This window comes from Celeribacter naphthalenivorans (assembly GCF_020524585.1).
Taxonomy (GTDB): domain Bacteria; phylum Pseudomonadota; class Alphaproteobacteria; order Rhodobacterales; family Rhodobacteraceae; genus Celeribacter; species Celeribacter naphthalenivorans.
This window is the reverse complement of sequence record NZ_JAIVLK010000001.1, coordinates 598769-611726: the sequence shown is the minus strand read 5'-3', so window position 1 is coordinate 611726 and position 12958 is coordinate 598769. Positions and strand designations below refer to the sequence as shown.

The following is a 12958-nucleotide window of genomic DNA, read 5'->3' as shown; positions in this document are numbered from 1 at the left end:
CACAGCAGATTATATCACACGGGCTCAATCGGCGCCGGTCGGCTTTGCGGCACATAGGGCGTGCCGTAAATCTCCGGATATTGAATCGCCAGCGTCACCTCAGTGATATGCAGCGAGAACGCCCCGCCGAGCCGCGCCGGACGGCCCGCCCGCAGAGCGGCGGCCATATCGGCCACGCCGCGCACGAAATCCATCGGGTGACCGCCCTCGGCGAATTTCGTCTCCGGGTTCTTCGCCACCGCCAGTTTGCGTTTGGAACGCATGTGCAGGTATTTCTCCATCCCGCGCTGGATTTTGTTTTGCGGCAGAGGATAGGCGTCCACATGTGTGTGGAAGTTCCAAACCTCATGGGCGCAAAGCTCGCCCCCGTCGCAGAAAATCCGCAAGCGATGATCATGCGGCGCGATGATCGAATTGGTCAGACGCGCGGTCACCCCCGCCTCGAACCGCAAAAGCGCGCAGGAGAAATCCGCCGTGGTGTAATCCTCGGGCGTGTCGCCGCCCTTGTCCGGGATGCAGAGGCTCGCCATGCTGAGGACCTCGGTCACCGGCCCGAACATCGCCACCAGCCAAGTCAGCATGTACCCCGCATGTTCCAGCGTGCAGCCGGTGTAGAATTCATCCTTCGCGGGCCAAGGCGTGCCCGACGAGCTGAGCCAGCCCGCATAGCCCATCTTGTGGATCATCCCGTCGTCGATCTCGGCATAGACCAGACGCGGCGTGCCCAATTCGCGCTCGCGCACCGCCTGCCAGAGCCTTTGCGCGGCCGGGCCCAGAACGGATGAAGGCGCAGAGACGATCTGAAGCCCTTTTTCCTCGGCCAGCGCCACCAATTCGCGGGCTTGGTCGATCTCCATCGCAAGAGGTTTTTCGGAATAAACGTGTTTCCCGGCCTCCAGAATGCGTTTGCTCGTCGCATAATGCGCGTGCGGGTTGGTGAGGTTCACGATGATCTCGACCTCCGGGTCCGCAAGCATCTCTTCGAAACTGGCGTAGTGCTCAAGCTTGTAAAACGCGGCGAATTTCTCAAGCCGTGCCGCGTCGTGATCCCAGATGCCGTGCAGCGTCAGGCTGTCTTTGTGATTGGCATAGGTCTGTTGGTAAAAATCCGCGACATAGCCGCAGCCGAGAAAGGCGATGCCGGTTTTGGCCCCCACCTTTGTCCCGGCCTTTGCAGTGACATCCACCGAGGCTTCGGAGACGGACTCCGACAGATTGCTCGCGACATTCATATGTAATCCCCCACTGATACACTCACTCTATTCACTCTGAACCCCATCGATGCGCCCCACTCCGGTGCATCGACAGACGACAGGTCCAACATGTCTTAGGCCCAACATGTCACAGTGATCGTAACGATCTTGCGTCTTGTTTGCGTCTTGACCCTTGTCGTCAGAAAAAGCCTACGCAGAGCGCCCCTTTCCGTCCAGTTTCACGAGGACTCGCGCGCCTTCGGCACGGACTGTTGGCGCTCACGGCTTTCTCCAAGCGATTTCTTTTTGACCACTTGCTCAAGGAGCGCCCAAAATTGTCACAGGAGTGTGGCTCTGATGCGGGCGACTCACGCTGCACCCCCGGCGGCATTTCACGAGCGTTCACCTCGTTACCAATCCGTCGTACAGTCAGAGTACCTGTGGTGTGGTAGAGTGATGAGTATCTTGGCGGGGGATTAAACATGTCACGAAAGCGTATCTTGGCGCTGGCCCTTGTGGTCATTGTCTGTCTGGCCGGACTGTTCGGCGGTGGGATTTGGGCGGGATATGCGCTCAACACGGAAATGCAGAACCGGTTCAGCTTTCCGGCGCAAATCCATTACAAGTTGAACGGGATGTACAATTCCTACTTCAACGCGGGCGCAGAACCCGAGCCCGAGCGACTGGTCACCAACCGGGCGATCCTGTCGCAGGAGACCATCTTCCTGCCCGCCTCGGCCAAGGATTTCGCGGGCGGCATTGGCACCATCGGTGAGGACACAGTTCTGGTCACCGACCGTGTCGGCAAGATGTATTCGGTCACCGACGCCGTGGTCCATGAGCTGAATGTTGCGCCCCCCGATGACCACCGCGCGGCGCTTCAGTCGCAAGTGGACGCGGGCGAATTGGGCCAGATCGAGATCAACTTCAACTGGATGCGATTTAACGACATCTTTTACTACGCCCGTGCGCAAGAGGGCGCGGGCTATCTCTTGCTGTCCTACACGGAATGGCTGCCGGAGCAGAAATGCTTTGGAAGCGCCATGGCACGTCTGGCCGTTCAGGGCATGGACCCGACCACATGGAGCGCCGAGGCCGATGATTGGATCGTGATCGCGCGCACCGAGCCCTGCCTTGAGCTGTTCACCACCGGCAAGGGCATGTTCGGCCTGGAAGCGGGCGGTCGGATGGACCGGATGCCCGACGGGCGCATCGCCTGGTCCTCCGGCGCCTATGAGCGCGCCGACCGCTTTGCAGAGCGCGATTTCACCCATGCCATCGGCCAGTCGGACGACATGGATTATGGCAAAGTCCTTTTGGTCAACATCGAGAGTGGCGACAAGACGCCCGTGGCCAAGGGCCTGCGCAACCCGCAAGGCGTGAGCGTCGATGCAGAGGGGCGTATCTGGGTCTCCGATCACGGGATGCAGGGCGGTGACGAGCTGAACCTCGTATTCGATGGCGCAAATTTCGGCTTCCCTGCGGTGAGTTTTGGCACGAAATACAACCGCCAGCCTGCGGGCAACGGCGACCGCCACGCCAATCATGACGGCTACGACAAACCGGTGATCGCCTTTGTGCCCTCGATTGCGCCCTCCTCGGCGCTGGCGGTGCAGAATTTCCATTACGCCTGGGACGGAGACGTGCTTGTTGGCGCTTTGAGCGGGTCGGTGCACCGGGTGCATGTCGAGGATGGCCGGGGCATCTATGTCGAGCCGATCAACGTCGAGATGCGCATCCGTGACATGGACGCGATCCACGGCGGCAAGACCATCGTGCTCTACACCGACGACCGCCGCCTGTCATTCCTGACCGCCGACACCGGCCCCGATCCGATGGCACGCTTTGACGAGCTTTTGACGACTTACGCCGCGGACGCCGATGTGCTGGCGGCGGCGGATGGGACCATGGCGGCCTGTCTGCAATGCCATAGCCTGCTCGAAGGCGTCGACAATGGCGCGGGGCCCTCGCTGCATAACATCTGTAGCCGCGAGCCGGGCAACAGCCCCTTCGAAGGCTACTCCGGCGCCTTGGACAAACTGGGCGGGGTCTGGACTGAACAGACGCTTCAGGCCTATATCTCCGATCCCTTCGGCATGTTGCCGGACACCAGCATGGGCTGGGAAGGCATCGAGAATGAGAATGTCTCGCTGGCGATTTCGAAGGCCCTGTGTGAGCTGTGAGACGCCTCAGGGTTTGAGGCGGCCACTATGAGACTCAAAAGACCACCGCGCGGTGGTCTTTTTCATAAAAGAGAGGTGAATAAAGCGTTTCGCAAAACTTGAGGCACTCAATTTTTGAGAAACGCAGCAATATCAATTCAGTGTGGCAACGTTTTTCGCTCAATCTAATTCAGATTAAACGAAAAACACTTTAGGTTTGCTGTAATTCGGCACTCACGTCTCATGCCCTGAATGCGCAAGGATTTTCTCTGCGGAGCAAAAGATTTCTTCAACGTCAGCGGTCAGTTTTCCGCTCATGTTGATAGCCTCTTTGTCTGCCCTGATGCCCGCCAAAAGCTCATCGCACAAACCCGGCATGAGTTTTTCCAAACGCGGCAAGAGCGCCGTCAGAACATAGTTTGCTCCAAGATTTTGCGCAGTCATTATCATCTCCTCGGGCTATCATTTCATAGGTCTAAAAAGGTCAGATATTCTCCCTCACGCCGAGGTCATGATCAACCCGAAGTTCTGCGCCTTGGCGGATTGCGCGATGGCCAGCGGCTCGCTCAGGTCTGCCGCCGTCAAAGTTCCCGCGCGGACGACAAAGAGGTTCGCGTCCACCGCATCCGTCGCGGTGTAGGCTTCGGTAAAGCTCGTGGCGGGGGGGGGCGCTATGATCACCGTGTCGGCCTCGGCCAGAAGCGCCTGCATCACCTCGTGGTATTTCTCCGTGTCGAAGACAACGGCGGGATTGGCGCCGGTCATGGTTTCGGTCGGCATGAAAAACGCCCCCACCCGCGGCATCCGGGTCAGCGCATCCTCGACCGCGCCATTGCCGTAGAGCACGTCCGCGAGGGTCGCTTTCGGTTTGAGATATTCCAGTTTGGATGACAGCTGTGCGCCCCGGATGTCGGCATCGAGGAAGACGCAATTGCGGCCCTTGCGCGCCTGCGCCCAGGCCAGCATCACCACCGTATGGAGCCGGTCGATGCGGTCGCTGTCCGTGTTCACGAGGATCGTGCGCGCCGCGCCCCCTGCCCGCATATCGACGTTATTGGCCAGACGCATCGCCTGTTTCGCCAGATCGCTGTCGGGTTTGCTGTTCAGCTTGCTGCACAGATCATAGAGCAACAAATCGTCGCTGATACCACTCACCGTGCCGTAAACGCCGACGCCCGTGCCCTGCGCCAATTGCTGTTCCGAGCCCAGTTTCTGCGGCAACATGTTGCGGATCAAAAGATAGGCGACGCCCAGAAACACACCGCCGATGGCCGCGAGGATCAACGACAGTTTGCGGCGCGGATAGACCGGCGAACTTGGCGGGTTGGCGTAGGAGATCACCTCGGCATCCGGGCTTTGCAGGCTCTGCAATTCGCTCAGCTCTTTGAAGCGGCCGAGGAATTGTTGATACACCTGACGGTTGGCATCGGCGACGCGGCGCAGCTGGCTCAGTTGGATTTCTTCGCCCGACTGATTGAGCATAAGCCGCGACAGCTCCGAGAGCGAATTGTCCATCGAACCGACCACCACGGTCAGAACCTCGCGCTGGTTTTCCAGCCGGTCCAACTCGCGCCGCACCTCGGTTTCGATGGCGTCTTCGAGCTGTTCAATGGTGCGACGGATCGAGGCGACCTGTGCGGAGTCCTCGCCAAAGCGACCGACCGCATTGGCCTCGCGCTGGCGCAGGCTCGACATCTGGCTGCGATATTCGACCATCTCCTCAGAAGAGGACAAAAGCTGCGCCGCCAGCGGGCCGTCGTTTTCCAGCATCTCGTTCATCTTGTCGCGCAGCGCGTTGATCTGGGCCAGTTCGGCGCGCTGTTGCACGAGACGCGTGGTCAATTCGGTCATCTGTTGGTCAAGACGCGAGCGGTTGTCGGCATCGGCCTCCATCCGGGCGCGATAGTCAACCACAGCGCGCTCGGACTCTTCGAGCGTCACGGCCAGATCGTTCACCCGAACCTCCAGCCAATGGGTGAATTCCTGCGCCGCATCAAAGCGTTTGTCGGTCAGGAATTTCACATATTCGTCCATCAAAGTGTTGGACAAAGCGGCGGCCAGATCAGGGTCCTCGGATTCCGCCGTCACCTGCACCACATAGGATGTGCCCTGTTGACGGACCGAGAAAGACCGGCGCAGCTTGCCGACGATGTCACGATATTCGCCCAACTGCGTGGCACTCGCCGAAGCCGCCACGGAGATCTGGCTCTCAACCTCTGCGATCTCAGCCCCGCGATCCGCGTCGAAATCGGGAACCAGAGATTTCAGCCAGGATTTGAGCCCGCCGATGAAAGACGGGCCGTCGCCATCCAAAGCGGCGGGGTTGAATTCCGGCACGGTCTCAAGCTCGAGCCGCTCCGCGACCCGGTGCAGCAAGACGTTCGAGCGCAGCACGGCCAGCTCGCCCTCGATCACCGAGCTGGTGAGGTTCTGTTCCTCGACCAGATCGAAACTGTTCTGCGCGCTCAACCCCTGTTCGCCCAAGAGCATCTGTGAGACGGCCTCGTAGCGCGGCGTCGCATTCAACAGCAGCAGGCCGGTCAGAACGATGGCCGTGCCCGCAAAAATCGCAATGGTCTTGCGCCCGTCCTTGATCAGTTGAATGAGATCGCTCAGGCGCATTCTCGGGGCTTCGACCTCCGGTGGAGACGACGCGTGGTCTTGTGGCTCATAGTCTTTTTTCGACAATGCCGGCACACCGCTATACTGATTCATACTCACACCCTCTCTAAGCCCCTTGCACTGGCCAGCGCACAGATGCTGGCCTCATCGCAATGTCTCAACCCCCAGGCCGGACACGCCACATGCGCCCCGGCCTCACCTTCAGCTTTCTCAACCGTCGTTGCGCAATCAAGGCATTTCCCGCCCAAAGGCCGGTAAATCCCGTGACGCTCATTTTTTGAGCGGCGATTTTCCTCTGCGCACCATACAAACCTGACTGTAACAGGGATTTGTTTACCATCTTAACACACTCGAAACCCCGGTCAGGATGGGCCATAAACCCGCTCCCGCACCCCGATCAGCGCCCCCATGTAGAGCACCATCGTCATCAGCGCGAAGGGGGTCATCAGCCCCGGCTCCGTCATGTTGCGCGCCAGGATCATCAGGGCGATGGCGACGAAAAACGCCTGCGGCATCTCGCATTTGCGGATCATCGCGGCGAAGACCTGCCAGATCGAAAAGGAAAACGCCGTGATCGCAATGCCCAGCCCGATCAGGCCTTGGTGCACGGCGGTCTGGAGATAGGCGTTGTGAAAGGTGAAGGAGGCGTTGAAGTCCTTGTGGAAGTCGATGAAAATCTTGCGCGACACATGGGTCCAGTCGCGCGGGTTCCAGAACCCGCCATGGCCGACACCCAAAAGCGGATGCTCCTTGATCTGCTCAAAGGCATAGCCCCAAAGCACGGTGCGCCCGGTCAGCGTCGCGTCCTTGCCGAATTCATCAAGGACAAGGCCGATCACATCGACATTGGCGGCGGAGAACACCAAAGAAGCGCCGATCAACAAGACGCTCAGTCCCAAGGTCAGGATCACCAGAATAGCGGGATGAAACAGCCCCCGGCCTTCGAGGATTTTGGACAGAAGGATCACCAACATCAGCGCAAAGGCCAAAAGCACGGCGGTGGCGGAGTTGGAAATGAACACCAGCGCCAGCGCACAGGCGGCCAGCCCCCCCGCGATGAGGCGAAAGGCCCGGCGTTGACCATAGTCAAGCATCACACAGAGCGCCGCCGTCCAGAGGATCACCATATTGAGCCCCATGGAGTTCTTTGAGGCAAAGACCCCGCGCGAGGCCTTGCCGCCGGTCGCGGGCAAAATGAGCGAGGCGATGGCGAAGATCCCCGCCGCAAAGACCAGCGAGACAAGCACATCACGCCGCTCGAGCCTGAGCGCCACGCAGTAGCAAATCATCACGGTCAGAAAGCCCTGCGCGGCGGATTTGATGATGGTGCTCGGGTTGACGCCCCAAAGCACCGACATCGTGCACCAGATCGGAAACAGGAACAGCACCCAGGATTTCGCGACAATCGGGAAAAGCTCGTCGATGTCGCGTACAAAGGCGTAGCCGAAATAGAGAGACAACGGATAGAGGATCAGCTCGTCCATCGGGAATTGTTTGAAGGTCACCACCAGCCAGAGCGTCAGCAAAAGATGATCGCGCAGCTTGGCACTGAGCCCGAACCAGCTTTTATCCCGGCCTTGATCAGAGCGCGCCTGCCCCCGACCTGCCCGCAGAGGCGGACGGGGGGCGGTGGGATAGATTGTCCCCTCTGGCGTCATCATACTCAGATCACTCTTCTTACACGCCGAACGCGGGCCTGACACCCGATCACAAAAGCATGCTTCTATGACATTACATGCAGGTTTCCCGCCCGACCCACTCTTTTCTTGAGGCTTTTGTGCCTAAAAACGCGCCAAACCGCCTTATTTTGCGCGCCTTGAGGGGGCTGATGCTTGCTTTTCCAGCGCAACGCGAACGTCTTGGGCCTGTTTGGTCCGGCTTGCGCGGGTTTGAGACTCACGTGTTGGCCCGCCCGGTGATCCTTTTGGGGATCCGCCGCCGCTTGCCCCTAAGCCACCGTCGTGAGACAGTAGGCGCATGGCACGTCCCTCCTCTGATCAGCTTCCCGTCCACCTCCTGACCGGCTTTCTCGGCGCGGGCAAAACCACGCTTTTGAACCGGCTCTTGCAGGACCCGCGCTTTCAGGACACCGCGCTGATCATCAATGAATTCGGTCTCGTGCCGATCGATCAGGACCTGATCGCGAAGGATTTGGTCGGCGAAGGCTCCGAGCGGGTGATGGTGACCACCTCGGGCTGTATCTGTTGCACCGCCGGGAGCGACCTGCGGTCCTCTCTCGAACGGCTCATGGTCGGGCGGCAAAACGGCAGCCTGCCCGCCTTTTCGCGCGTCATTGTCGAGACCACAGGGCTCGCGGACCCCGCGCCGATCCTCAACAGCCTCATCCCCGGCGGGCTTCCGGCCATGGGCTTGCGCGACCACATGGTCGCCCGCATGTTTCGGCTCTCGTCGGTCACCACCGTGGTCGATGTCGCGGGGCTTGAGGCCGCGCTTGCCCAGCATCCCGAAAGCCTGCGCCAGATCGCCTTTGCCGATCATCTCGTGCTGACCCATGTCGATGAGGTCACGCCGGAGAGGCTGGCGGCGGTGACAGAGCGGCTCCGCACCCTGAACGCCACCGCACAGGTGCATCGGGCGGCTGACACGACTTTTGACCCCGGAATGTTGCTCAAGGCCGGAAGCTATTCCGCCTTTGGCAAGGGCGAGGATGTCGCCCAATGGCTCGCCACCGATCACGATCACGCCTGCGGAGCGTTTCACGATTTGAACCGGCACGGCGATGTCACGGCGCTGACCCTCACGGCAGAGGCGCCGCTGCCCGAAGCCGCCCTTCTGGCCTTTCTGGGTGCCCTGTGCCGCAAACCCGAAAACGGTCTCTTACGCATCAAGGGTCTCGTGGCATTGAGCGACGATCCCACCACCCCGGCGCTGGTCCATGCCGTCGGCCACCGGCTTTACCCGCTGCACCGTCTGGACGCCTGGCCCAATGGTCAGGCCAGCGCCCGGCTGGTGCTGATCGGCACGCATCTCGACGCGCCTTCGCTTCAGGCGCAGTTCGCGCGGATCGGCCACGCGGGCCTTCCTCTCATGCCGTCCAGATGAATTTCGCTCATCATTATCTTAAGAATTATTCGCTACCGCTCATGTTCAACTGAGACTATATCCCCCCAACGCCCCTTTTGCGCATCCGGCGCTTGCGGGCATACGCACGCCAAACGCACCCAGTTCCCGAGGAGCGCCATGATCAATTTCTCTCTCCCAGATGCCCCCAGCCTCACCGCCCTGCGCAAACTCGCCGCAGAGCGGATCATCATTCTCGACGGCGCCATGGGCACGCAGGTGCAAACCTTTGGCCTCACAGAGGACGATTTTCAAGGCGACGGGTCCTATGATCTGAAATCCAATCACCCGCAGCAGGGCAACAACGATCTGTTGTCCCTGACCCAGCCCTCTGTGATCGAGGAAATTCATTACCGTTTCGCCAAGGCGGGCGCGGACATCATGGAGACCAACACCTTCTCCTCGACCACCATCGCGCAGGCCGACTATGGCCTTGAGCATGCGGTCTATGATCTCAACGTCGCAGGCGCCCAGGTTGCGCGCCGCGCCGCTGAGCGCGCCGAGGCCGAGGACGGTCGCAAACGCTATGTCGCGGGCGCCGTGGGACCAACGAACCGCACCGCCTCGATCAGCCCCGATGTGAACGATCCGGGCTACCGCGCGGTGAGTTTCAACGACCTGCGTGTGGCTTACGGCGAACAGATCAAGGGCCTCATTGACGGCGGCTCTGACCTGATCCTGATCGAGACGATCTTTGACACGCTCAATGCAAAAGCCGCCATTTTCGCCAGTTTCGAGGCCTTCGCCGAGGCGGGCGTGCGCCTTCCGGTCATGATTTCCGGCACGATCACCGATGCTTCGGGACGCACGCTTTCGGGTCAGACCCCCACCGCATTCTGGCATTCCGTGATGCACGCGCGCCCCTTCTCCGTCGGCCTCAACTGCGCCTTGGGTGCTGCGGCCATGCGGCCTCATATCGCCGAATTGGCCAGTGTCAGCTCGTCCTTGATCTGCGCCTATCCGAACGCAGGCCTTCCCAATGCCTTCGGCCAATATGACGAAACGCCTGAACAAACCGCCGCACAGGTCGGCGAGTTCGCCCGCGAGGGCCTCGTCAATGTGGTCGGCGGCTGCTGTGGCACCACGCCCGAACACATTGCCGCCATCGCCGATGCCGTCGCCTCTTTTGCCCCTCGGGAGATTTCCGCATGAGCCATTATCTGCGTCTTTCCGGTCTCGAACCCTTTGTTTTGACACCCGATATTCCGTTTGTGAACGTCGGCGAGCGCACCAATGTGACGGGCTCTGCAAAGTTCAAAAAGCTGATCGTCAACCGCGATTTCGCCACCGCCCTCGATGTGGCCCGCGATCAGGTCGAGAACGGCGCCCAGATCATCGACATCAACATGGATGAGGGTCTGATCGATTCAAAACAGGCGATGATCGAGTTTCTGAACCTTATCGCCTCTGAGCCCGACATCGCCCGCGTGCCGATCATGATCGACAGCTCAAAATGGGAGGTGATCGAGGCCGGTCTGCAATGCGTTCAGGGCAAATCCGTCGTCAACTCGATCTCTCTGAAAGAGGGCGAAGAGTTGTTCCGCCATCACGCGGGGCTATGTCTCGCCTATGGCGCGGCGGTCGTGGTCATGGCTTTTGACGAACAGGGCCAAGCCGACACGTTTGAGCGCAAGACCGAGATTTGCGCCCGCGCCTACCGTATTCTGGTGGACGAAATGGGTTTCCCGCCCGAGGACATCATTTTCGACCCGAACGTCTTTGCCGTCGCCACCGGCATTGAAGAGCACGACAATTACGGCGTCGATTTCATTGAAGCCACGCGTTGGATCCGGGAAAACCTGCCCTATTGTCACATCTCCGGCGGCGTTTCGAACCTGTCCTTCAGCTTCCGCGGCAACGAGCCGGTGCGCGAGGCGATGCATGCGGTCTTCCTCTATCACGCCATCAAGGCGGGGATGGACATGGGCATCGTCAACGCCGGTCAGCTGGCGGTCTACGACCAGATCGACCCGGAGTTGCGCGAAGCCTGCGAAGACGTGGTGCTGAACCGTATGCCGAAAGCCGGCGGCACGGCGACCGAGCGGCTTTTGGACATCGCCGACCGCTTCCGCGGCGACAAGCGCGAAGAGAAAGTCCGCGATCTGGCCTGGCGCGACTGGCCGGTCGAGAAGCGTCTCGAACATGCGCTGGTCAATGGCATCACCGAATTCATCGAGGCCGACACCGAAGAGGCCCGTCAGGCCGCCGAACGTCCGCTCCATGTGATCGAAGGCCCGCTGATGGACGGCATGAATGTCGTCGGCGATCTCTTTGGCTCCGGCAAAATGTTCCTGCCGCAGGTGGTGAAATCCGCCCGCGTGATGAAACAGGCCGTTGCGGTGCTCCTGCCTTATATGGAAGAGGAAAAACGCCTCACCGGGGGCGATGGCCGTCAGTCGGCGGGCAAGGTCCTGATGGCGACGGTGAAAGGCGATGTGCATGACATCGGCAAGAACATCGTGGGCGTCGTTCTGGCCTGCAACAACTATGAAATTGTCGATCTCGGCGTCATGGTGCCGCCGCAGAAAATCCTGCAAGTGGCACGCGAAGAGAATGTCGATGTGATCGGCCTGTCGGGTCTCATCACGCCGAGCCTCGACGAGATGGTGCATCTCGCCGCCGAGATGGAGCGCGAGGATTTCCACATTCCGCTGCTGATCGGTGGCGCCACCACGTCAAAGGTCCACACGGCGGTGAAAATCGCCCCGCGCTACTCGGGCCCGGCGGTCTATGTGCTGGACGCCAGCCGTGCGGTGGGTGTCGTGGGCAACCTCTTGTCGGCTGCGAACAAATCCTCCTATGTCACGGATATTCGGGAAGAATATGCCAAGGTCGCCGAACGCCACGAACGGTCCGAGCGCGAAAAACAGCGCGTGCCTCTGGCCACCGCGCGCGGCAATGCCTTTGCCATCGACTGGAGCGACTATAAGGTCGAAGCGCCGAAATTCTTTGGCGCGAAGGTGATCGAGGATTGGGATCTCGCGGAGATTGCCGAGTACATCGACTGGACGCCGTTCTTCCGCACATGGGAGCTTAAGGGCGTCTATCCGAAAATCCTCGACGACCCGAAACAGGGCGAAGCGGCGCGGGCGTTGTTCGCCGATGCGCAAGCCATGCTCAAACGCATCATCGAGGAAAAATGGTTCGGGCCGCGCGCTGTTGTGGGATTCTGGCCCGCCAATGCCACGGGCGACGACATCCGGCTCTACACCGGCGAGGACCGCCGCGAAGAGCTTGCCATGCTCCACACCCTGCGCCAGCAACACGCCAAACGTGCGGGTAAACCGAACGTCGCCCTGTCGGATTTCGTGGCGCCCGAGGGTGGCCCCGCAGATTACGTCGGCGGCTTTGTCGTCACGGCGGGCCCCGAAGAGGTGGAGATCGCCAACCGCTTCGACCGCGAACACGACAACTATTCGTCGATCCTCGTCAAAGCGCTGGCCGACCGCTACGCCGAAGCCATGGCCGAGATGCTGCACGAACGTGTGCGGCGTGACTATTGGGGCTACGGGGCGGATGAGACCTTCAGCCCCGAAGAGCTGATCGGCGAGCCATATCGTGGCATCCGCCCGGCGCCGGGCTACCCTGCGCAGCCGGATCACACGGAAAAAGTCACGCTGTTCAAGCTCTTGGACGCCGAAGCGGCCACCGGGGTCGAGCTGACCGAAAGCATGGCGATGTGGCCCGGCTCGTCGGTGTCGGGTCTCTATCTGGGCCACCCGGAGTCTTACTATTTCGGCGTCGCCAAGGTCGAACGCGATCAGGTCGCCGATTACGCCGCGCGCAAAGGCATGGAGATCGAGGAGGCCGAACGCTGGCTCGCCCCGATCCTCAACTACACGCCTGCGGGCGTCGCCGCGCCGAAAGGTGAAGTTGCCTGAGAGAGGACCTGAGAGGGCG

At 60.6% G+C, this 12958-nt stretch carries 8 protein-coding genes; 4 read left to right on the top strand and 4 right to left on the bottom strand.

Annotated features, from left to right (window positions below; all coding sequences use genetic code 11):
- Positions 1–14: 14 nt before the first annotated feature.
- The gene (locus LC094_RS02985) at positions 15–1232 is read right to left on the bottom strand and encodes a Gfo/Idh/MocA family protein (RefSeq protein WP_226550128.1); all 1218 of its coding nucleotides are present in this window, start codon (positions 1230–1232) and stop codon (positions 15–17) included.
- A 443-nt stretch (positions 1233–1675) separates the two neighbouring features.
- Here LC094_RS02985 and LC094_RS02980 point away from each other — a divergent pair, with 443 nt between their 5' ends.
- Positions 1676–3376, top strand: a complete 1701-nt coding sequence (locus LC094_RS02980) for a PQQ-dependent sugar dehydrogenase (protein WP_226550126.1) — start codon at positions 1676–1678, stop codon at positions 3374–3376.
- A 213-nt stretch (positions 3377–3589) separates the two neighbouring features.
- Here the strand turns inward: LC094_RS02980 and LC094_RS02975 are convergent, their stop codons facing one another.
- The 3 genes from LC094_RS02975 to LC094_RS02965 form a co-directional block, all read right to left on the bottom strand.
- The gene (locus LC094_RS02975) at positions 3590–3799 is read right to left on the bottom strand and encodes a hypothetical protein (protein ID WP_226550125.1); all 210 of its coding nucleotides are present in this window, start codon (positions 3797–3799) and stop codon (positions 3590–3592) included.
- Positions 3800–3853: 54 nt separating this feature from the next.
- Complete coding sequence (locus LC094_RS02970; RefSeq protein ID WP_226550122.1) at positions 3854–6070, bottom strand: GumC family protein; 2217 nt, start codon at positions 6068–6070, stop codon at positions 3854–3856.
- 269 nt (positions 6071–6339) lie between these two features.
- A complete protein-coding gene (locus tag LC094_RS02965) occupies positions 6340–7638 on the bottom strand; it encodes an O-antigen ligase family protein (RefSeq protein WP_226550119.1) in 1299 nt (432 codons plus the stop codon).
- Between the two features lie 316 nt (positions 7639–7954).
- Here LC094_RS02965 and LC094_RS02960 point away from each other — a divergent pair, with 316 nt between their 5' ends.
- From LC094_RS02960 to metH, 3 genes are all read left to right on the top strand, one after another.
- The gene (locus tag LC094_RS02960) at positions 7955–9040 is read left to right on the top strand and encodes a CobW family GTP-binding protein (protein ID WP_226550116.1); all 1086 of its coding nucleotides are present in this window, start codon (positions 7955–7957) and stop codon (positions 9038–9040) included.
- Between the two features lie 138 nt (positions 9041–9178).
- Positions 9179–10210 carry a homocysteine S-methyltransferase family protein gene (locus LC094_RS02955; RefSeq protein WP_226550114.1) on the top strand — a complete coding sequence of 344 codons (1032 nt, stop codon included), beginning with the start codon at positions 9179–9181 and terminating at the stop codon, positions 10208–10210.
- On the top strand, positions 10207–12939 hold the full coding sequence (gene metH, locus LC094_RS02950; RefSeq protein WP_226550111.1) for a methionine synthase: 2733 nt from the start codon (positions 10207–10209) through the stop codon (positions 12937–12939). Before LC094_RS02955 ends, metH begins: the two co-directional genes overlap by 4 nt.
- Positions 12940–12958 lie beyond the last annotated feature (19 nt).

Coding starts and splice junctions, on each gene's coding strand:
- LC094_RS02985 (WP_226550128.1), bottom strand. CDS start 1,232: ATGAATGTCGCGAGCAATCTGTCGGAGTCCGTCTCCGAAGCCTCGGTG.
- LC094_RS02980 (WP_226550126.1), top strand. CDS start 1,676: ATGTCACGAAAGCGTATCTTGGCGCTGGCCCTTGTGGTCATTGTCTGT.
- LC094_RS02975 (WP_226550125.1), bottom strand. CDS start 3,799: ATGACTGCGCAAAATCTTGGAGCAAACTATGTTCTGACGGCGCTCTTG.
- LC094_RS02970 (WP_226550122.1), bottom strand. CDS start 6,070: ATGAATCAGTATAGCGGTGTGCCGGCATTGTCGAAAAAAGACTATGAG.
- LC094_RS02965 (WP_226550119.1), bottom strand. CDS start 7,638: ATGATGACGCCAGAGGGGACAATCTATCCCACCGCCCCCCGTCCGCCT.
- LC094_RS02960 (WP_226550116.1), top strand. CDS start 7,955: ATGGCACGTCCCTCCTCTGATCAGCTTCCCGTCCACCTCCTGACCGGC.
- LC094_RS02955 (WP_226550114.1), top strand. CDS start 9,179: ATGATCAATTTCTCTCTCCCAGATGCCCCCAGCCTCACCGCCCTGCGC.
- metH (WP_226550111.1), top strand. CDS start 10,207: ATGAGCCATTATCTGCGTCTTTCCGGTCTCGAACCCTTTGTTTTGACA.